The sequence below is a fragment of the Mitsuaria sp. RG genome, assembly GCF_028369275.1.
Taxonomy (GTDB): Bacteria; Pseudomonadota; Gammaproteobacteria; order Pseudomonadales; family Pseudomonadaceae; genus Aquipseudomonas; species Aquipseudomonas peradeniyensis.
The window spans coordinates 104,231-122,234 of the sequence record NZ_JAQMYQ010000002.1; the positions used below are offsets into that span (position 1 = coordinate 104,231).

An 18,004-nucleotide genomic window follows, 5' to 3' on the forward strand; every position below is an offset into this window, starting at 1 on the left:
CTTCGAACCGCCACCAAGAATGTATCCAGCCCTGCACCGGAGCCTCCATGCCCAGCCCACGTCGCGCCGTGTTTCTCGATCACCAGTCACTGGACCTGGGTGACCTCGACCTTTCGCCACTGCAGTCGCAGTTCGATGAACTGCAACTGCACGCCGCCACCGCGCCAGGGCAGGTCGCCGAACGCCTGCAAGGCGCCACGGCGGTGATCAGCAACAAGGTGATGCTCGATGCCGCCACACTGGCCGCCGCCCCTGACCTCAAGCTGATCCTGGTAGCCGCCACCGGCACCAACAATGTCGACCTGGCCGCCGCCCGTGCCCAGGGCATCACCGTGTGTAACTGCCAGGGCTACGGCACGCCGTCGGTGGCCCAGCACACCCTGGCCCTGCTACTGGCCCTGGCCACGCGCCTGTGCGACTACAACCAGGCGGTGAAGGCCGGACAATGGGCCAAGGCCAGCCAGTTCTGCCTGCTGGACTTCCCCATCGTCGAGCTGGAAGGCAAGACCCTCGGCCTGCTCGGCCATGGCGAGTTGGGTGGCGCGGTGGCGCACCTGGCCGAGGCGTTCGGCATGCGCGTGCTGAGCGGGCAGATTCCCGGCCGCCCACCCCGGGCCGATCGCCTGCCGCTGGACGAACTGCTGCCGCAGGTCGATGCCCTGACCCTGCACTGCCCGCTCAACGAGCAGACCCGGCACATGATTGGTGCCAACGAACTGGCCCTGCTCAAGCCGGGCGCGCTGGTGGTCAACACCGCCCGCGGCGGGCTGATCGACGAACAGGCCCTGGCCGACGCCCTGCGCCGCGGTCACCTGGGCGGCGCCGCCACCGATGTGCTGAGCGTTGAACCGCCGGTCGAGGGCAATCCGCTGCTGGCGGCGGACATCCCGCGCCTGATCATCACCCCGCACAGCGCCTGGGGCGCAGTGGAGTCACGCCAGCGCATCGTCGGGCAGCTGGCCGAGAACGCCCAGGCCTACTTCGCCGGCCAGCCGCGGCGAGTGGTCGGCTGATCCGCCGACGCCTCTGGTACACTGCGCCACTTTTTCAGGAGGCGTCGTCCATGGACCCGCGCAGTGAAGTGTTGCTCCGCCAGGCAGAGCTGTTCCAAGGCCCGCTGCTGATCGCCGGCGCCCAGGCCGATGGCCTGCTCGGCCAGCTGCCCGGCGCCCATGGCTGGACCTGGCATGCCGGCGACCAGGCGCTGCTCGAGAGCCGTTTCGCCGGGCGCAGCCACTACGGCGTCGAGGTGCCCGAGGTGGCCTTCGACGCCGCCGTGCTGTTCCTGCCCAAGTCCCGCGAGCTGGCCGCCTACCTGCTCAACGCCCTGGCCTCGCGCCTGGGCGGTCGCGAGCTGTACCTGGTGGGGGAAAAGCGCGGCGGCATCGAAGGCGCGGCCAAGCTTCTGCAGGCATTCGGCAAACCGCGCAAGCTCGACAGCGCCAGGCACTGCCAGTTGTGGCAAGTAACCGTGGACAGCGCCCCTGAGGCCAAGCCGCTGGAAAGCCTGGCCGAACGCTTCGAACTGCCGCTGGAAGATGGTCCGCTGCAAGTCATCAGCCTGCCCGGGGTGTTCAGCCATGGGCGCCTGGACAAGGGCACCGCGCTACTGCTGGAGCACCTTGACGGCCTGCCCGGCGGCCATGTCCTAGACTTCGGCTGCGGCGCCGGCGTGCTCGGCGCCACGATCAAGCGCCGTTATCCGCAGAGCCGGGTCACCTTGCTCGATGTCGATGCCTTCGCGGTCGCGGCCAGCCGCCTGACCCTGGCGGCCAACGGTCTGGAAGGCCAGGTGATCAGCGGCGACGGCATCGATGCCGCGCCGGCCGATCTTGACCTGATCCTGAGCAATCCGCCATTCCACACCGGCGTGCACACCGACTACCAGGCATCGGAAAACCTGCTGAAAAAATCAGGCGAACATCTGCGAAAAGGCGGCGAAATGCGGCTGGTCGCCAACAGCTTCCTGCGCTACCAGCCGTTGATCGAAGGCGCCCTGGGCAACTGTGAAATCCGTGCCGAGGCACAAGGCTTTCGCATCTACCGAGCGACCCGCGGCTAAAAACAGGGCTTGCCGAAAGCGTTTCGCCTAGGCAGAATCCGCTCCGTCCTAGGGGAGTAGTCTCCCGCGAGCGCCCTGCTCGCCCGGCACGCGTCAACACACTTGGCCCACAGGCCATGGCGCGTGCGACCCACGATCTGCGCAGACAGGTCCAGGGTTTGACAAGACCTATGACACGCACACCTTACCCGGGGCGGGAAGGCTGTACGTGTCATAGCCGTGTCGACCCGCCCCCGTAGGAATCCTGATGCTGGAATCGTTGCTCGTCCCCACCGCCATCGTTGCCCTCGCCGAAATCGGCGACAAGACGCAATTGCTTGCGCTCATCCTCGCCGCACGCTTTCGCAAGCCTTGGCCGATCATTGCCGGGATCATCGCCGCGACCCTGGCCAACCATGCCGCCGCAGGTGCCGTGGGCGCCTGGGTCAGCGGTTTCTTCAGCGAGTCGGTGCTGCACTGGATTCTTGCCGCGAGCTTCACCGCCACCGCGCTGTGGACCCTGGTACCGGACAAGATGGACGATGACGAAACCAGCAACGCGCGCCGCTTCGGGCCGTTCGTCACCACGCTGATCGCGTTCTTCCTCGCCGAGATCGGCGACAAGACCCAGGTGGCCACGGTGATGCTGGCCGCCCAGTATCCGCACCTGATCATGGTCATCATCGGCACCACCTTGGGCATGCTGATCGCCAACGTGCCGGTGGTCCTGGCGGGCAACTTCGCGGCGGAGAAACTGCCGCTGACGCTGATCCGTCGCCTGGCGGCGACCGCGTTCATCGTGCTGGCCATCGTCGCGGTGTATTCGGCGATGAAGACCAGCGGCTGGATAGGGTGAAGCAGCGACAAGTGGCAAGCTACAAGCGGCAAGAAAGAGCAGATGCGTCCTTACTTGCCGCTTGAAGCTGCTTTTACTTCTTGGCCGCTTGATACAACGGCATCACCTTCGGAATCGCTGCCTGCAGCGAGGCGATCCGGCTGCTCGACGCCGGGTGGGTGCTCATGAACTCAGGCGGCGCGCCTTCGGACGCCTTGCTCATCTTGTTCCACAAGGTGATCGCGGCGTTCGGGTCGTAGCCGGCGCGGGCCGACAGCTCGAGGCCGATCAGGTCGGCTTCGTTCTCGTTGGCCCGGCTGTTGGGCAGGGTCATGGCGTAGTTCACCACGGTGTCGGCCATGGCCATGCTGTCCTGGCCCAGGCCGAAGATCGCGCCGGCACCCTGGCGGGCCATTTCCACGCCATAGGCCTTGGACATCGCTTCACGGCTGTGCTCGCGCAGGGCGTGGGCGATCTCGTGGCCCACCACCGCGGCGATCTCGGCGTCGGTCAGCTTGAGCTGATCGATCAGGCCGGTGTAGACGATGATCTTGCCGCCCGGACCGCAGTTGGCGTTGAGCTCGTCGCTCTTGATCACGTTGACTTCCCAATTCCACTGCGCGGCATCCGGCCGGAACTGTGGTGCCTGGGCAATCAGGCGCTTGGCGATGGCCTGTACGCGCTTGGCATCATTGCTGCTCTTGTCCAGCACGCCCTTGCTCGACGCCTCGCCGAGGGTCTGCTGGTAGGACTGGGCGTACATCTGGTTGACCTCATCGGTCGAGAGCATGCTGAACATGTACTGCTGGCGCTGGACGCCCACGGCACCGCCACTGGTGGTATTGACCGCCTGGCAGCCGCCGAGCAGGACGCTGGCCGTCAGCATGCTGACAACGAATGACTTACGCATGAAAACACTCCCTATTTACGTGCCGCGTATCCTAGGCCCTGACGCCCGTGCCTGCCAGAGCCACAGGTAAGATTTCTGACAAGCCCCTCATGCTTTGGTATTAGCCCGCCGATAACCCTCGGTAACGACCTCCTTGCGCGCGGAGCTTTGCCATGAAGTTCAAGTCGATCCAGTTTTCCGTGGCCGCCCTGGCCGGTGCCATCGTGCTGAGCATTGTCGCGGCCCTGGTGCTGTACGCCGTGTATTCCGGGCAGCGGACCCAAACACTGGTGCAACAGCGCACGCAACAGCAGTTCGAGACCGTCATCGAACAGCGTCTCTCGGCCCTGGCCCGCACCCAGGTCAGCGAGATCCAGCGCGGCCTGGAAGCGCCCCTGGCGATCGCCCGCGGCCTGGCCACCGGCAACGCCATGCTCGGCATGCAGGGCGCCGATGGCCAGCCGCTGATGCGCATTGATCGTGAACACCTGATCAACCAGCTCAAGCGCACCGTGGAGGTCAACCCGAGCGTGCTGGGCGCTTACCTGGGCTGGGAGCCGAACGCCCTCGACCATGCCGATGGCCGTTACGTCGGCAGCCACCTGGTGGGCATCGACAGCGCCAGCGGGCGCTTCCTGCCCTGGTGGTTCCGCAATGGCGACGGCAGCCTCGGCCAGGACAAGCTGGCCGATGTCGACGACCGCACGGTGCTCGCCACCGGCGTGCGCGCCAGCGAGTACTACCTGTGCCCCAAGGAGTCGAAGAAGGCCTGCGTGATCGATCCCGCGCCTTATAAGGTGGGCGACAAGATGGTCATGCTCGCCTCGTTCGTCGAACCGATCATGATCGACGGCCAGTTCCAGGGCATGGCCGGCGCCGACCTGTCGGTGAACTTCATCCAGGACTTGCTCAATGCCGCCGACCGCCAGCTCTACGACGGCGCCGGCGAACTGGCGCTGGTCTCCAGCAACGGCCGCCTGGTGGCCTACACCCGCGATCCGGCCAAGTTCGGCGAAAAGGCCGGCGACGTGCTGGACAGCGACGAAGCCAACACCCTCAAGAACCTGAGCGGCGAGGCGCTGCACTATGAAGTGGACGCCGCCAAGGACCGCATCGAGCTGTACCTGCCGTTCAAGATCGCCGGCACCGACGCACGCTGGACCCTGCTGCTGGAGCTGCCGCTGAGCACGGTCATGGCCGACGTCAACCGCCTGCAGCAGGACCTGGCCGAACAGCGCCGCACCGATATCGCCGGCATGACCGTGGTCGGCCTGGGCATCGCCGCTCTCGGCCTGCTGGTGATCTGGTTGCTGGCCCTGGGCATCGCCCGCCCGCTCAAGCAGATGGTGAGCATGCTCGACGACATCGCCCAGGGCGAAGGCGACCTGACCCGGCGCCTGCAGAGCGACCGGGCCGACGAACTGGGCGCCATCGCCAAGGGCTTCAACACCTTCCTGGCCAAGTTGCAGGCGATGATCAGCCAGGTGGTCAGCTCGGTGCAGAAAGTCAGCGACTCCTCGGAACACACCGCCGACATCGCCATCCGCACCAACCAGGGCGTGCACAAGCAGATGGCCGAGATCGACCAGGTGGCCACCGCCGTGCACGAAATGACCGCCACCGCCCAGGATGTGGCGCGCAACGCCACGCAAGCGGCCCAGGCCGCCAGTGAAGCCGACCGCGCCGCCAACCAGGGCCTGGACATCGTCCGCGATACGTCGCACTCGATCAGCGAGCTGGCCGCCGAGATCGGTCGCGCCGTGACCGTGGTCCAGGACCTGGCCCGCGACAGCGAGAACATCAACGCCATCCTGGTGACCATCCGCGCCATTGCCGAACAGACCAACCTGCTGGCGCTCAACGCCGCCATCGAGGCGGCCCGGGCCGGCGAACAGGGCCGCGGTTTCGCGGTGGTCGCCGACGAGGTGCGCAACCTGGCGCAGAAGACCCAGCAGGCCACCCAGGAAATCCAGCAGATGATCCAGCAACTGCAGCTGGGCACCCGCGAGGTGGTCAAGGTGATGGAAGACAGCCAGGGCAAGACCGACATCAGCGTGCAGCAGGCCAGCCGCGCGGCCGAGTCGCTGGCGAGCATCACCCAGGCGGTGTCGGTGATCAACGACATGAACACGCAGATCGCCAGCGCCGCCGAGGAGCAGAGCGCCGTGGCCGAGGACATCAACCGCAACGTGATCAACATCGGCCAGGTAGCCGGCGAGGTGGCCGGCGGCGCCGACGAGTCGAGCCAGGCCAGCGCCGAGCTGACCAAGCTGGCCGAGCAGCAGCGGCGGTTGATCAATCAGTTCAGGGTGTAGGCCTGCACGCGCGCCCTTGTAGGAGCGGCCTTGTGCCGCGAAAGGGCCGCGAAGCGGCCCCAGGGCTTCAGCGTTGACGCAAAGATCGCCGGGGCTGCTTTGCAGCCCTTTCGCGGCACAAGGCCGCTCCTACAGGGAGTTAGCGCACGCCACCTAGGCGGGAGTCAGGCACTCCGGCCCATTGAGCTTCGGATCGTTGACGAAATTCGCCAACGCCCGCTCACGCAGTGCCGTCGGCGGTTTGGCCAACAACTCGTGCAATCTGGCCATCGGTGTTTCAGGATCCAGCCACAGCGCCTGCTCGGCCTCGTCCAGGATCAGCGGCCGACGCTGGTTCATCGCCGCTTGCGTCACTACCGCGCAACTCAGCCATGCCTGCTCCTGCACCGGGTAGACCTCCCACAGCGCGGCGAAGAACAGCGACGCGCCCTCCCCCGGCGTCACCCAGTACGGGCGCTTGCGCGCCGTGCCTCGCCATTCGTAGAAACCGTTGGCCGGCATCAGGCAGCGCCGCTGGCGCAAGGGTTCGCGAAACATCGGCTGCTCGGCGAGGGTCTCGGCACGGGCCTGGGCCGGGGTGCGGGACAGGTCGGTGAGCCAGGCCGGGGTCAGCCCCCAGCGCGCACCGGCCAGCTGCAGCTGGCCGTCGAGCTGGCGTTGGATCAGCACCGTGGCACCGGGCGAGATGTTCCATAGGGCCTGCTGGCCCGCGGGGAAGCCCGGCAGGCCGGCGAAGCTCTGGGACCAGCGAAACAGGGCGTAGCGTCCACACATGGGCGAAATCAAAACCTAGCAGATCAGGGTTCCGGGATAACTCTCCGGTTCGTCGCCGGCAAGCGGCTGGGCGGCATTGTACGCATCGATCAACTGCCGTGCGTAGCCTGCCTGCTCATCCGGCACCGCCAGCCCCAGCAGTCCGTGCATCGGTAACTCCCCTGCGGCGCCCATCAGGTCGCGCCCGACCAGGTGCACCTCGATGCCCTCGCTGGCCAGCATGCCCACCAGCACCTGCGCCTCCAGCAGGCTTTCCGGCTCATAGATCCGTTGCATCAGTCGTTCTCGCCGTAGACATCGAGCATCCACTCCTCGCCATGCACCTGCAGCACGAAGCGGATCGGCTTGCAGCACACCTGGCAATCCTCGATGTACTCCTGGTCGCCGCCGGACAGGTCCACCGTGGTTTCGACTTCTTCGCCACAATAAGGGCAATCATAGATCGCAGTTTCCAGCATCGCGGCCTCCGAAGTGACTTGTGCGTATAATTGCCGGTCTGTTTACAGGGCCTGTGTGCGTCCGAGCCGTTTTTCGGAGCCCGCCCCTACCTAATTACCCTAGCCGTTTCCAACAAGAGAGCATGATGGGCGAATTCGATGCCATCCGACCGTACGACGACGCTGAGGTCCCTGCCGTTCTGGCACGCCTGCTCAGCGACCCGGCATTCCTCGATATCCTCACCCACTTCCGCTTCCCGCGCGCGGCCGGCGCCTTCGGCTGGCTGCTCAAACCGCTGATCGCCCGGCGCCTGCGCAAGGAATTCGCCGGCGTGAGCTGCGTCTCCACGCTGCAGGACAAGGTCGAGTACTACGTCGACCGCACCATCGACCGCGCCACCGACGGCGTCACCTATACCGGCGTCGAACAGCTCAAGTCGGGGACCGCCTACCTGTTCCTGGCCAACCACCGCGATATCGTGATGGACCCGGCCTTCGTCAACTACGCGGTGTACCACGCCGGCCTGCCGACGCCGCGCATCGCCATCGGCGACAACCTGCTGCAAAAACCGTTCGTCAGCGACATGATGCGCCTGAACAAGAGCTTCATCGTGCACCGCTCGATCAGCGGCCGCCGCGAGAAGCTGGCCGCCTACCAGTTGCTCTCGGCCTACATCAACCACTCGATCCGCAACGATTGCGTGTCGATCTGGATCGCCCAGGCCGAAGGCCGCGCCAAGGACGGTGACGACCGTACCGATTCGGCGATCCTCAAGATGTTCCACATGAGCCGCAAGGACGAGCCGTTCGGCGCGGTGGTCCAGAGCCTGAACCTGACCCCGGTGTCGATCAGCTACGAGTACGACCCCTGCGACCAGGCCAAGGCCCGCGAGCTGTACATCCGCGCCACCACCGGCAGCTACACCAAGGCGCCGGGCGAGGACGACAACAGCATCGCCCAGGGCATCACCGGCTACAAAGGGCGGGTGCACATCAACTTCGCCCCACCGGTGACCGATTACCACGAGGACACCAAACAACTGGCGCAGGCCATCGACCGGCAGATCCTCGGCGGCTACCGGCTATTCCCGGTGCACTACCTGGCCTATGCGATGTGGGCGGAGAAGGACGCGACGCTCGAGGTGCCGAGCGCGGAGAAACTGTTCCCGGCCGACGAGTTGGCCAAGGCGAAGGAAGAATGGCAGCGCCGGCTGGACGCCTGCCCGGTCGAGCATCAGCCGTACCTGGTGCAGCAGTATGCGACGCCGGTGCGTAATCAGTATCAGGTGAAGCGTCAGCCCGCGTCGGCCTGACAACACAACTGTAGGAGCGGGCTTGTCCCGCGAAGGCGTCAGATCAAGCAATGATGTGATCTGATATGACGCCTTCGCGGGGCAAGCCCGCTCCTACACAGAGCAGGTATCGCCTTCAGATCCAGGTACTGAACCAGGATAAAAGCAAGGCCATCGCCAGGCAGCAGAAGCCCAGGATGTAGTAATAGCGCGGTATCCGCTGCTCCAGCGCATCCACCACGCCTTCATCCACCGCCAGGCTTTCCCGGCTCAGCGCCTCGCGACGCCGGGCGCTGTGCAGCAGCAGCCCGCCAGGGCAGGTAATGAGCAGGGCCAGCAGGTTGATCAGCTTGGCCGGATGGGCGGCCAGGAAGCCCCAGAACACTTGCAACGACATTGCGCGACCTCGGTATCACGTGCGGCAAAGCCCGGCATTCTACCCAAGCCCAGGTTCACTGCCGCCACTTTGCGACCAGCTGTCATTTAATTTCATCTGTCACACGCTCGTCATCAAGGCAGGCCACCCTGTCGGCCTTCAACCGAACCGGAGCTTGTCATGCTGCACGCCGAAAACCAGGACCGCCTCTACCTTGTCGCCCAGAGCGACGAGCAGCAGGCGCTGATCGATGGCTTCGCGATCAATGTCCAGGACCGCCAGTGGCTGGTTTACTGCGCGCTGGGTGGGCATGCCCACCAGGACCTGCCTGAGGTCGACCCGTACACCGGGATCAGCCTGCTGGACTTCAATGTGCTGGCTGCCTGAACCGCGCTGCCTGCTCTCCCACTGAAGCCCCACAGCACGCGTGGGAGCGGGCTTGCCCCGCGACAGGCCAGTACAGACAACAAAAAACCCGCAGCCTGATCACAGGCTGCGGGTTTTCTTCACTGCAAAAACCTTACTCGCCCAGAACCTGACCGACGGTCGGGTCCTTGAACAGACGGGTCAGGGCATCGCTGAGCACATCACTCACCAGCTTGGTGTTGGTTTCCTGGTTCGGCGCCATGCCGAAGCGCTGGTCCAGCGAAGCACCGTAACGGCCGCTGTAGCGGCGGTTGGCGTTGGACACGTCGGCACGGAAGGTGGCGCCGATGGTCGCCTCGGTCACGTACATCTTGTCCTTGGGCGACTGGTACTTGAGCTCGGCCAGGGTCACGGTCAGCTGCGGCGCGTTGTAGGCGTTTGGCGTCGGGGTAAAACCAAGCAGGCGCACCGCCGCCTCGGCCTGGGCCTGCAGCTTGGGCACGACATCGTTGCCATTGACGGTGATGGTGCTGGTCTCGGGGTACATGCCACCACGGGTGCCGAGCGATTGCGAGGCGCGCCCGTCGACGACCTTGACCACCACCGGCTGGCCATGGCCGACCGGGGCCAGTTGCTGGGTAAGCTTGGGTTGCGGGCTGAGTTGCTGCGGGCTGTGGGCACAACCGGCCAGGCTCAGGCTGGCCACCGCGAACAAACCGACCAACAGACGTTGCAACATGCGCGTTTCTCCAGAAAAAGCGGCAAAGGCCCACAGTATACCTAGCGGCAAGCTTCCAGCGGCAAGCTGCAAGCAAAAGCACCTACGCTTTTCCTTGCAGCTTGCCGCTGGAAGCTTGCAACTGCCCTTCTGTCACAATCGTTTCATGCCCCCCGGTTACTCTGGCGCCAGCCCTCACACACAGGACTGACCACCATGGCCTCGCTCTGGACCCTGCTCTTGCACCGCCCGCGCCACGCCACCTACGCCCGTCTCGACAGCGACGGCATCTGCCTCGGTTTCAAGCACTGCGCCACGCCACCGGGCAACGGCGCCTGGGTGCAGGTGAACGAGGCGCAACTGGCCTGGCTCGGCCGCCCGCTGCCGGCCAGCGCCCGGATTTGCGCCCGTGCAACGCAGCGTTGGCAGCAACGCACCCTGTCCGCCTGACAAACGCTGCAATAAAAACCCAACAAGTACGCCCTTTCCGCCCGCGACATCGTTATAATCTCCCCCCGATTATAAGGACGTCTCCTGATCGGGCCCCGCATTCGCCGCTTGACCCCGGCACCCTCGACGCTTCGCCCACAGAGAGCCTTCCACTCAGGTCTTGCATTGGCTGTCGTGCCTGCTGTTTCCGGCCTTCTGCTTCGCATGAACCTGCGGGTTGCCATCGCGCAGTCCACTTTTGAGGTTCACGACTCCAAAAGAGCGTGAAAAAACGGTTTTTCACAACTTCACGAGAGTGTGGCGAGCAAATGAACAGTCTGGCATGTGCAAGAGCGGCAGATGTGTCCCGAACAGCCCTGAACAGACGGCAAAAGCGCTCATCCCCGATGAGCCTCTGAGGCCGGTCCATAACGCACGACGGAGCACTTGACCATAAGTCGAATTGCCGCACCCGTGGCAATGGGCGTTCAATAGCCGAACACCCAAGACTGATTGGCGGTATCCGCGGAAGTTGCAAGAACTGCGAAGAGTCGGACATGGCGATCCTGGCCACCCCACGGATCCTATGCTGTCAATTAGGTGCTGTAGATTGTGGAGACGCGTTAATGGCGCAGAACGAATCGGTTGATGTGGTACTGGTAGGCGCGGGCATCATGAGTGCCACCCTGGCCGTACTGCTCAAGGAGCTCGACCCGACCCTGAAGCTTGAAGTCGTCGAGGCGATGGACTCCGGGGCCGCGGAGAGCTCCAACCCCTGGAACAACGCCGGTACCGGCCATGCCGGCCTGTGCGAGCTCAATTACACCCCGCAGGCCGCCGATGGCAGCATCGACATCAAGAAGGCCGTGCACATCAACACCCAGTTCGAGGTCTCGCGCCAGTTCTGGGCCTACCTGAGCCGCAAGAGCGGCTTTGGCTCGCCGCGCGCCTTCATCAACCCGGTACCGCACCTGAGCTACGTCGAGGGTGACAAGGGTATTGCCTTCCTCAAGAAGCGTTTCGAGCTGCTCAAGCAGCACCACGCCTTCGCCGAGATGGAATACACCGAAGACCAGGCGGTGATGAAGGAGTGGATGCCGCTGATGATGCCAGGCCGTCCGGCCGACCAGCGCATCGCCGCCACCCGCGTGATGAAGGGCACCGACGTCAACTTCGGCGCCCTGACCAACAAGCTGCTCAAGCAACTGGGCAACAGCCCGGACGCCCAGGTCAAGTACAGCAAGAAGGTCGTCGGCCTGCGTCGCAAAGGCAGCGGCTGGACCGTGAGCATCAAGGACGTCAACAGCGGCGGCAGCCGTGAGGTCGACGCCCGCTTCGTCTTCCTCGGCGCCGGCGGCGCGGCCCTGCCGTTGCTGCAGATGTCCGGCATCCCGGAGAGCAAGGGCTTCGGCGGCTTCCCGGTCAGCGGCCAGTGGCTGCGCTGCGACAACCCGGAAATCGTCAAGCAGCACCAGGCCAAGGTCTACAGCCAGGCCGCGGTCGGCGCCCCACCGATGTCGGTACCGCACCTGGACACCCGCGTGGTCGATGGCAAGACGTCGCTGCTGTTCGGCCCTTACGCCGGCTTCACCACCAAGTTCCTCAAGCACGGCTCGCTCCTGGACCTGCCGCTGTCGGTGCGCGCGGGCAACCTCGGCCCGATGTTTGCCGTGGCCCGCGACAACATGGACCTGACCAAGTACCTGGTCAGCGAAGTGATGCAGTCGATGGAACAGCGTCTGGAATCGCTGCGCCGCTTCTACCCCGAGGCGAAAGCCGAGGACTGGCGCCTGGAAGTGGCCGGTCAGCGCGTGCAGATCATCAAGAAGGATCCGAAGAAAGGCGGCATCCTGCAGTTCGGCACCGAGCTGGTCTCGGCCCAGGACGGCAGCCTGGCCGCGCTGCTCGGCGCCTCGCCGGGCGCCTCGGTGACCGTGTCGATCATGCTCGAGCTGATCGAGCGCTGCTTCCCCGAGCAGGCCAAGGGCGCCTGGGCCGCCAAGCTCAAGGAGATCTTCCCGGCCCGCGAAAAGGTCCTGGCCACCGATGCCGCGCTGTACCACAAGATCAGCGCCGACAACGACGAGGCACTGGAACTGGCGGAAAGCAGCCCGGCCAAGCACTACGCCTGATCCGGCTGAAACGAAAAAACGCCCCTCGGGGCGTTTTTTTGTGCCTGCCTCACTGCCCCCACCTCTCCTCTGTAGGAGCGGCCTTGGGCCGCGAAAGGGCCGCAAAGCGGCCCCGGCGATATTGAGGTATGGCATAAATCTGGGGCTGCTTCGCAGCCCTTTCCGGCCGGTCCGACGCCTCGGCAAGGCCGCTCCTACAGGGGAAGCCGAACGCGCGAAATCAGCCCCGGGCGTTATCGATGATCTCGATGTACTCCGGCGCATTGCGCTGGTCGGCGATCGCCTCGACGAAGGTCTTGCCGTGCTCATCCTTGCCATCGAGGTCGTAACCGGCGGCGACGAAGAAGCCCACATAACGCTCGAAATCATCGACGCGCAGGCCGCGGTAGCCCTTGATCAGCTTGTGATGAGACGGCGAGGTCAGGCCATCGGCCGGCTCGAACTGCAGGAACGTCTTGATGTACTCGTCGCTGATCTCGTCACCAATCACTTGTTTCTTGTCTTTACGCATCGCCGACTCCAACTGGGCCATCACGGACATTTTCGAAGGCCGGCAGTTTACCCCCCGAAACCTGCGGCCCTCAACGCGTACGTACGGTACCGGTGTGCAGGTCGGCCCAGATGTGGCCATTGGCGTAGGTAAGGAACTGCACGTACAGGGTTTCGTTGCGCAGCAAGTCCATGATCACCCGGTAGTCGGCCATCGGGTAGTTGAGGGTCAGGGTCCGGCTCTTGTCGTCATAGGCCGGCTTTTTCAGGCTCTTGCCACCCTCACCGTCGAAGTTGAGCAGCACCTGCGTGATGGTCGAGCCCTTGCTCAACGGCTTGCCCTTCAGGCGCATCTGCAGGGACGAGGTGATCGGAATCGGTTGCTGGTCGGACTGGCGCTGGGTGCCCACCACTACGCTGTAGTCGGTGACCTGCAGCAGTTGCTGGCTGGCCGGAGCCTCCTGGCGCAGGGACAGGTCGTCAGGCGGGAGGAACTGGCTGTGCAGCGGCGCAGCGGAAAGCGGCAGGCTCACCGCCAGCAGGAGGGGGACGATCGCACGCATGTGGGGCTCCTAGGCATGAGCAGGCACTCTACGCACAGGCCCTGTCGCGGGGCAAGTCGCAGCGGCGAACCACCACCCCCACGACAAGGGGCGCAGGCTCAATCGAACTGCGCGCGCATCCAGGCGTGATACTCGGCAACGCCCGCTTCACCGTCGCGTGGCGCCCACTCGGCCAGCTCACCCTCGCCCACCGGACGGTACGGCCCGGCCTTGCACTCGAACATGATGCTGTCGTCTTCCAGCACCACCAGGCCATGGAAGACCCCCGGCACCAGGTCGACCCCCAGGCAGTCGCCACCGGCCTCGAGCACACGCTTGTCAGTCAGCGTGCCCTGGTCGTCGAAAATCAGCAGGCCCAGGCGCCCCTTGAGCACGATCAGCGTCTCGGCCTTGTCGTCGCTCAGATGACGGTGTGGCTGGATGTAGGTCCGCGGCTGCAGCCCCACGGCCATGCGATGACACGGCTCCTCCATCTCGTGGAAGTTGTGGTTCTGCCGACCGCGCGGGCTGGCGGTGGCCCGCTCTGCCAGCCCGGCGAACAACGACTGATCGAGGAATCCGGGCTGGCGCATGATCACAGCCCCTTGACCGCGAAGATGCCGTTGGCGTTGCGCCAGTAGCCCTTGTAGTCCATGCCGTAGCCGAAGATGTAGCGGTCGATGCATGGCAGGCCGGTGTAGGTGGCCTTCAGGTCCGGGCTGGCCTTGCGGTCGTGGTCCTTGTCGATCAGCACGGCGGTGTGCACCGCGCGGGCGCCGGCGTGCTTGCAGAACTCGATGATCGCGCTGAGGGTGTGGCCCTCGTCGAGGATGTCGTCGACGATCAGCACGTCGCGGTCGATGAACGACACTTCCGGCTTGGCCTTCCAGAACAGCTCGCCGCCACTGGTGGTGTTGCGGTAGCGGGTGGCGTGCAGGTACGAGGCTTCCAGCGGGAACTGCAGGTGGGTGAGCAGCTTGCCGGAGAAGATCAGGCCACCGTTCATCACGCAGAAGACCACCGGGTTCTTGTCGTGCAGGTCCTGGCAGATCTGTTTGCCGACCTCGGCGATGGCGGCCTCGACCTCGGCTTCGTTGTACAGGCAATCAGCCTCGTGCATCACTTGACGGATATGCTCGAGATCGGCGGACATGGCGCTCTCCAGGGGGTGCGTTTTGGAAAAGCGGGCAAAGGTACGCATCCGCTCGTCCCAGATCAAGCCTTTATGGACTAACGTGCACAATGACTGCACGACATCAAGGACTGAATAGATTAATCTAGCGCGGTTTTTTTGCCCGCCTCCCGGAGCCCTCCCCCTATGCCTACTCGTGAGATCCGCCATCCGCTGATCCGCCACAAGCTCGGCCTGATGCGCCGTGCCGATATCAGCACCAAGAATTTTCGCGAACTCGCCCAGGAAGTCGGTGCACTGCTGACCTATGAAGCCACCCAGGACCTGCCGCTCGAAACCTACGAGATCGACGGCTGGTGCGGCAAGGTGCAAGTCGAGAAGATCGCCGGCAAGAAGATCACCGTCGTGCCGATCCTGCGCGCCGGCATCGGCATGCTCGACGGCGTGCTCAGCCTGGTCCCCGGGGCCAAGGTGAGTGCCGTGGGCGTGGCCCGCAACGAGGAAACCCTCGAGGCCCACACCTACCTCGAGAAACTCGCGCCGGACATCAACCAGCGCCTGGCCCTGATCATCGACCCGATGCTGGCCACCGGCGGCTCGATGGTCGCCACCATCGACCTGCTGAAAAAGGCCGGCTGCAAGGAAATCCGCGCCATGGTCCTGGTCGCGGCGCCCGAAGGCATTGCCGTGGTGGAGAAAGCCCACCCCGACGTGCAGATCTACACCGCCTCGATCGACCAGCGCCTGAACGAGCACGGTTACATCGTCCCAGGCCTGGGTGATGCCGGCGACAAGATCTTCGGCACCAAGCAGAAGGACGCCTGACCATGCAGGACGGCTTCAACGACCCGCTCTGGCGCCAGGTCGTCTCGGGCGCGCAGATGCTCTTCGTGGCATTTGGCGCGCTGGTGCTGATGCCGCTGATAACCGGCCTCGATCCGAACGTGGCGCTGTTCACCGCCGGCATAGGCACCCTGCTGTTCCAGCTGGTCACGGGCCGTCAGGTCCCGGTATTCCTGGCCTCGAGCTTCGCCTTCATCACCCCGATCATCCTCGCCAAGGGCCAGTTCGGCCTGGCCGAGACCATGGGCGGCGTGATGGCCGCAGGCTTCGTGTACACCTTCATGGGCCTGATGGTGAAGATCAAGGGCACCGGTTTCATCGACCGCATGCTGCCGCCGGTGGTGATCGGCCCGGTGATCATTTCCATCGGCCTGGCCATGGCACCGATCGCCGCCAACATGGCCATGGGCAAGGGTGGTGATGGCGCTGCGCTGATGCCGTACAAGACCGCCATGCTGATCTCCATGCCGGCACTGCTGACCACGCTGGTCGTCGCCGTGTTCGGCAAGGGCATCTTCCGCCTGGTGCCGATCATTTCCGGCGTGCTGGTGGGCTTCGCCTTGTCGTTTGCCTTCGGCGTGGTCGACACCGCCAAGATCGCTGCGGCCCCTTGGCTGGAACTGCCCAATTTCACCGCGCCGGCCTTCAACTGGCAGGCCATCCTGTTCATCGTGCCCGTGGCCCTGGCCCCGGCGATCGAACACATCGGCGGGGTGATTGCGGTGGGCAGCGTGACCGGCCGCGACTACCTGAAAAAGCCCGGCCTGCACCGCACGCTGCTGGGTGACGGCCTGGCTACCACGGCAGCCGGTCTGTTCGGCGGCCCGCCCAACACCACCTACGCCGAAGTAACCGGCGCGGTGATGCTGACCAAGAACTACAACCCGAAGATCATGACCTGGGCGGCGGTATTCGCCATCACCCTGGCCTTCATCGGCAAGTTCGGCGCGCTGCTGCAGAGCATTCCGGTTCCGGTGATGGGCGGCATTCTCTGCCTGCTGTTCGGTTCGATCGCGGCGGTGGGCATGAACACCATGATCCGCCACAAGATCGACCTGGCCGAGGCGCGCAACCTGGTGATCGTTTCGGTGACCCTGGTATTCGGTATCGGCGGCGTGCTGATCGGCAGCGGCGACGGCCCGGACGACTGGGGCCTGAAGGGCATCGCCCTGTGCGCCGTGGTGGCGATTGCCCTGAACCTGATCCTGCCGGGCAACGATGGCTGGAAGAACAAGAAGCTGGATGATCAGTTGCCTTGATCCGGCGCTAGACTGACCTGGCCTCTTCGCGGGTAAACCCGCTCCCACAGGACTCTCACCGAACCTGTGGGAGCGGGTTTACCCGCGAAGAGGCCGGCCTGGTCAACCCAGGCCTCAAGCCTTCTCGCACATCCCCGCCAACACCCTCACCCACTCCGGGTGATCATTCAGGCACGGCACCAGCACCAGCTCCTTCCCGCCCGCCTCGATGAACTGCTCCTTGCCCCGATCGCCGATCTCCTCCAGCGTCTCGATGCAATCGGCGACGAACGCCGGGCACATCACCAGCAGCTTCTTCACCCCCGCCTTGCCCAGCTCGTCCAGGCGCGTCTCGGTGTAGGGCTCGATCCACTTGGCCCGGCCCAGGCGCGACTGGAACGACACCGACCACTTGCCGTCCGGGATGCCCATCTTCTCGGCGAATGCCCTGGCCGTGGCCAGGCACTGGCCGCGATAGCACACCGCACGCATCTCGGCGCTGGCGTCCTTGCAACAGTCGGCGGCCTGGAAGTCGTGGTTGCCGGTGGGGTCGAGCTTTTTCAGGTGCCGCTCGGGCAAACCATGGAAGCTCAGCAGCAGGTGATCGTAATCCTGTTCCAGGTACGGGCGGGCGCTGGCCACCAGGGCATCGATGTACTCAGGGTGGTCGTAGAACGGCTGCAGAATGCGAGTCTGCAAGGGCAGCTTGCGCTCGGCAATGGTCTGCTTCGCCAACTCCACGACCGTGGTCACGGTGCTGTCGGCGAATTGTGGATAAAGCGGCGCCAGCGTTACCTTGCGCACACCTTGCGCGGCCAGGCGCTCCAGGACCTCCGGCAGCGCCGGTTGTCCGTAGCGCATGGCGATCTCCACCGGCCCATGGGGCCAATGGGCGGTCATCGCCTGCTGCAGACGGCGGGTCAGCACCACCAGCGGCGAGCCCTCGTCCCACCAGATCGAGGCGTAGGCATGGGCCGACTGTTCGGGGCGCTTGATCAGGATCAGCGACACCAGCAACCGCCGCACCGGCCAGGGCAGATCGATCACGTACGGGTCCATGAGGAACTGGTTGAGGTAACGGCGCACGTCGGCCACCGAGGTGGAGGCCGGCGAACCCAGGTTGACCAGCAGCAGGGCGTGATCGGTCATGCAGCGT

The 18,004-nt window shown here is 64.9% G+C and carries 21 protein-coding genes and 1 riboswitch; of the genes, 10 read left to right on the top strand and 11 right to left on the bottom strand.

Annotation, left to right across the window (positions count from 1 at the left end):
• Positions 1-47 precede the first annotated feature (47 nt).
• From POF53_RS01845 to POF53_RS01855, 3 genes are all read left to right on the top strand, one after another.
• On the top strand, positions 48-1,013 hold the full coding sequence (locus tag POF53_RS01845; protein WP_203647975.1) for a 2-hydroxyacid dehydrogenase: 966 nt from the start codon (positions 48-50) through the stop codon (positions 1,011-1,013).
• A 50-nt stretch (positions 1,014-1,063) separates the two neighbouring features.
• Positions 1,064-2,062, top strand: a complete 999-nt coding sequence (locus tag POF53_RS01850) for a methyltransferase (RefSeq protein ID WP_203647976.1) — start codon at positions 1,064-1,066, stop codon at positions 2,060-2,062.
• A gap of 38 nt (positions 2,063-2,100) precedes the next feature.
• Positions 2,101-2,222: riboswitch (yybP-ykoY riboswitch) on the top strand.
• 90 nt (positions 2,223-2,312) lie between these two features.
• The gene (locus tag POF53_RS01855) at positions 2,313-2,897 is read left to right on the top strand and encodes a TMEM165/GDT1 family protein (RefSeq protein ID WP_203652706.1); all 585 of its coding nucleotides are present in this window, start codon (positions 2,313-2,315) and stop codon (positions 2,895-2,897) included.
• 73 nt (positions 2,898-2,970) lie between these two features.
• Here the strand turns inward: POF53_RS01855 and POF53_RS01860 are convergent, their stop codons facing one another.
• Entirely contained in the window at positions 2,971-3,786 is an 816-nt protein-coding gene (locus POF53_RS01860; protein ID WP_110735860.1) for a M48 family metallopeptidase, read from the bottom strand.
• A 152-nt stretch (positions 3,787-3,938) separates the two neighbouring features.
• Between POF53_RS01860 and POF53_RS01865 the strand changes: the two genes are divergently transcribed.
• On the top strand, positions 3,939-6,080 hold the full coding sequence (locus tag POF53_RS01865; RefSeq protein ID WP_203647977.1) for a methyl-accepting chemotaxis protein: 2,142 nt from the start codon (positions 3,939-3,941) through the stop codon (positions 6,078-6,080).
• A 153-nt stretch (positions 6,081-6,233) separates the two neighbouring features.
• Here POF53_RS01865 and POF53_RS01870 read toward each other — a convergent pair whose 3' ends face one another.
• The 3 genes from POF53_RS01870 to POF53_RS01880 are packed head-to-tail and all read right to left on the bottom strand — an operon-like array spanning position 6,234 to position 7,312.
• The gene (locus tag POF53_RS01870) at positions 6,234-6,854 is read right to left on the bottom strand and encodes an SOS response-associated peptidase (protein WP_203647978.1); all 621 of its coding nucleotides are present in this window, start codon (positions 6,852-6,854) and stop codon (positions 6,234-6,236) included.
• A gap of 15 nt (positions 6,855-6,869) precedes the next feature.
• Positions 6,870-7,130, bottom strand: a complete 261-nt coding sequence (locus POF53_RS01875) for a putative signal transducing protein (RefSeq protein ID WP_203647979.1) — start codon at positions 7,128-7,130, stop codon at positions 6,870-6,872.
• Positions 7,130-7,312 carry a CPXCG motif-containing cysteine-rich protein gene (locus tag POF53_RS01880; RefSeq protein ID WP_010225771.1) on the bottom strand — a complete coding sequence of 61 codons (183 nt, stop codon included), beginning with the start codon at positions 7,310-7,312 and terminating at the stop codon, positions 7,130-7,132. The genes POF53_RS01875 and POF53_RS01880 overlap by 1 nt, the downstream gene beginning before the upstream one ends.
• Before the next feature lie 125 nt (positions 7,313-7,437).
• On the opposite strand from POF53_RS01880, the gene POF53_RS01885 reads away from it, so the two are divergent.
• The gene (locus POF53_RS01885) at positions 7,438-8,604 is read left to right on the top strand and encodes a 1-acyl-sn-glycerol-3-phosphate acyltransferase (protein ID WP_232854720.1); all 1,167 of its coding nucleotides are present in this window, start codon (positions 7,438-7,440) and stop codon (positions 8,602-8,604) included.
• Positions 8,605-8,719: 115 nt separating this feature from the next.
• Here POF53_RS01885 and POF53_RS01890 read toward each other — a convergent pair whose 3' ends face one another.
• The gene (locus tag POF53_RS01890) at positions 8,720-8,980 is read right to left on the bottom strand and encodes a hypothetical protein (RefSeq protein WP_186733875.1); all 261 of its coding nucleotides are present in this window, start codon (positions 8,978-8,980) and stop codon (positions 8,720-8,722) included.
• Between the two features lie 159 nt (positions 8,981-9,139).
• Between POF53_RS01890 and POF53_RS01895 the strand changes: the two genes are divergently transcribed.
• Entirely contained in the window at positions 9,140-9,346 is a 207-nt protein-coding gene (locus POF53_RS01895; protein ID WP_203647981.1) for a hypothetical protein, read from the top strand.
• Positions 9,347-9,479: 133 nt separating this feature from the next.
• Here POF53_RS01895 and POF53_RS01900 read toward each other — a convergent pair whose 3' ends face one another.
• Positions 9,480-10,064, bottom strand: a complete 585-nt coding sequence (locus POF53_RS01900; RefSeq protein ID WP_011532230.1) for a YajG family lipoprotein — start codon at positions 10,062-10,064, stop codon at positions 9,480-9,482.
• Between the two features lie 195 nt (positions 10,065-10,259).
• Between POF53_RS01900 and POF53_RS01905 the strand changes: the two genes are divergently transcribed.
• Together POF53_RS01905 and mqo are read left to right on the top strand one after the other, a co-directional pair.
• The gene (locus POF53_RS01905) at positions 10,260-10,493 is read left to right on the top strand and encodes a hypothetical protein (RefSeq protein ID WP_203647982.1); all 234 of its coding nucleotides are present in this window, start codon (positions 10,260-10,262) and stop codon (positions 10,491-10,493) included.
• Between the two features lie 605 nt (positions 10,494-11,098).
• Positions 11,099-12,604, top strand: coding sequence for a malate dehydrogenase (quinone) (gene mqo / locus POF53_RS01910; RefSeq protein WP_203647983.1), 1,506 nt, complete (start codon positions 11,099-11,101; stop codon positions 12,602-12,604).
• Between the two features lie 220 nt (positions 12,605-12,824).
• Here the strand turns inward: mqo and POF53_RS01915 are convergent, their stop codons facing one another.
• The 4 genes from POF53_RS01915 to POF53_RS01930 form a co-directional block, all read right to left on the bottom strand.
• Positions 12,825-13,145 carry a PA4642 family protein gene (locus POF53_RS01915; RefSeq protein ID WP_498966121.1) on the bottom strand — a complete coding sequence of 107 codons (321 nt, stop codon included), beginning with the start codon at positions 13,143-13,145 and terminating at the stop codon, positions 12,825-12,827.
• 40 nt (positions 13,146-13,185) lie between these two features.
• Positions 13,186-13,656, bottom strand: a complete 471-nt coding sequence (locus POF53_RS01920) for a hypothetical protein (protein WP_203647984.1) — start codon at positions 13,654-13,656, stop codon at positions 13,186-13,188.
• Positions 13,657-13,754: 98 nt separating this feature from the next.
• Positions 13,755-14,228: a WbuC family cupin fold metalloprotein gene (locus POF53_RS01925; protein WP_232854722.1), complete on the bottom strand. Its 474-nt coding sequence runs from the start codon at positions 14,226-14,228 to the stop codon at positions 13,755-13,757.
• A 2-nt stretch (positions 14,229-14,230) separates the two neighbouring features.
• The gene (locus POF53_RS01930; RefSeq protein WP_050703742.1) at positions 14,231-14,788 is read right to left on the bottom strand and encodes a hypoxanthine-guanine phosphoribosyltransferase; all 558 of its coding nucleotides are present in this window, start codon (positions 14,786-14,788) and stop codon (positions 14,231-14,233) included.
• Positions 14,789-14,953: 165 nt separating this feature from the next.
• On the opposite strand from POF53_RS01930, the gene upp reads away from it, so the two are divergent.
• Both upp and POF53_RS01940 read left to right on the top strand, forming a co-directional pair.
• Positions 14,954-15,592: a uracil phosphoribosyltransferase gene (gene upp / locus POF53_RS01935; protein WP_028691132.1), complete on the top strand. Its 639-nt coding sequence runs from the start codon at positions 14,954-14,956 to the stop codon at positions 15,590-15,592.
• Between the two features lie 2 nt (positions 15,593-15,594).
• The gene (locus POF53_RS01940) at positions 15,595-16,869 is read left to right on the top strand and encodes a uracil-xanthine permease family protein (RefSeq protein ID WP_203647986.1); all 1,275 of its coding nucleotides are present in this window, start codon (positions 15,595-15,597) and stop codon (positions 16,867-16,869) included.
• 114 nt (positions 16,870-16,983) lie between these two features.
• Here the strand turns inward: POF53_RS01940 and hemH are convergent, their stop codons facing one another.
• Positions 16,984-17,997, bottom strand: a complete 1,014-nt coding sequence (hemH, locus tag POF53_RS01945) for a ferrochelatase (protein WP_203647987.1) — start codon at positions 17,995-17,997, stop codon at positions 16,984-16,986.
• Between the last annotated feature and the right edge of the window lie 7 nt (positions 17,998-18,004).

Bases quoted from the DNA above. Each gene is read 5' to 3' on its own strand.
- POF53_RS01845 (WP_203647975.1), top strand. From the start codon at position 48: ATGCCCAGCCCACGTCGCGCCGTGTTTCTCGATCACCAGTCACTGGAC.
- POF53_RS01850 (WP_203647976.1), top strand. From the start codon at position 1,064: ATGGACCCGCGCAGTGAAGTGTTGCTCCGCCAGGCAGAGCTGTTCCAA.
- POF53_RS01860 (WP_110735860.1), bottom strand. From the start codon at position 3,786: ATGCGTAAGTCATTCGTTGTCAGCATGCTGACGGCCAGCGTCCTGCTC.
- POF53_RS01865 (WP_203647977.1), top strand. From the start codon at position 3,939: ATGAAGTTCAAGTCGATCCAGTTTTCCGTGGCCGCCCTGGCCGGTGCC.
- POF53_RS01870 (WP_203647978.1), bottom strand. From the start codon at position 6,854: ATGTGTGGACGCTACGCCCTGTTTCGCTGGTCCCAGAGCTTCGCCGGC.
- POF53_RS01875 (WP_203647979.1), bottom strand. From the start codon at position 7,130: ATGCAACGGATCTATGAGCCGGAAAGCCTGCTGGAGGCGCAGGTGCTG.
- POF53_RS01880 (WP_010225771.1), bottom strand. From the start codon at position 7,312: ATGCTGGAAACTGCGATCTATGATTGCCCTTATTGTGGCGAAGAAGTC.
- POF53_RS01885 (WP_232854720.1), top strand. From the start codon at position 7,438: ATGGGCGAATTCGATGCCATCCGACCGTACGACGACGCTGAGGTCCCT.
- POF53_RS01890 (WP_186733875.1), bottom strand. From the start codon at position 8,980: ATGTCGTTGCAAGTGTTCTGGGGCTTCCTGGCCGCCCATCCGGCCAAG.
- POF53_RS01895 (WP_203647981.1), top strand. From the start codon at position 9,140: ATGCTGCACGCCGAAAACCAGGACCGCCTCTACCTTGTCGCCCAGAGC.
- POF53_RS01900 (WP_011532230.1), bottom strand. From the start codon at position 10,064: ATGTTGCAACGTCTGTTGGTCGGTTTGTTCGCGGTGGCCAGCCTGAGC.
- POF53_RS01905 (WP_203647982.1), top strand. From the start codon at position 10,260: ATGGCCTCGCTCTGGACCCTGCTCTTGCACCGCCCGCGCCACGCCACC.
- mqo (WP_203647983.1), top strand. From the start codon at position 11,099: ATGGCGCAGAACGAATCGGTTGATGTGGTACTGGTAGGCGCGGGCATC.
- POF53_RS01915 (WP_498966121.1), bottom strand. From the start codon at position 13,145: ATGTCCGTGATGGCCCAGTTGGAGTCGGCGATGCGTAAAGACAAGAAA.
- POF53_RS01920 (WP_203647984.1), bottom strand. From the start codon at position 13,656: ATGCGTGCGATCGTCCCCCTCCTGCTGGCGGTGAGCCTGCCGCTTTCC.
- POF53_RS01925 (WP_232854722.1), bottom strand. From the start codon at position 14,228: ATGCGCCAGCCCGGATTCCTCGATCAGTCGTTGTTCGCCGGGCTGGCA.
- POF53_RS01930 (WP_050703742.1), bottom strand. From the start codon at position 14,788: ATGTCCGCCGATCTCGAGCATATCCGTCAAGTGATGCACGAGGCTGAT.
- upp (WP_028691132.1), top strand. From the start codon at position 14,954: ATGCCTACTCGTGAGATCCGCCATCCGCTGATCCGCCACAAGCTCGGC.
- POF53_RS01940 (WP_203647986.1), top strand. From the start codon at position 15,595: ATGCAGGACGGCTTCAACGACCCGCTCTGGCGCCAGGTCGTCTCGGGC.
- hemH (WP_203647987.1), bottom strand. From the start codon at position 17,997: ATGACCGATCACGCCCTGCTGCTGGTCAACCTGGGTTCGCCGGCCTCC.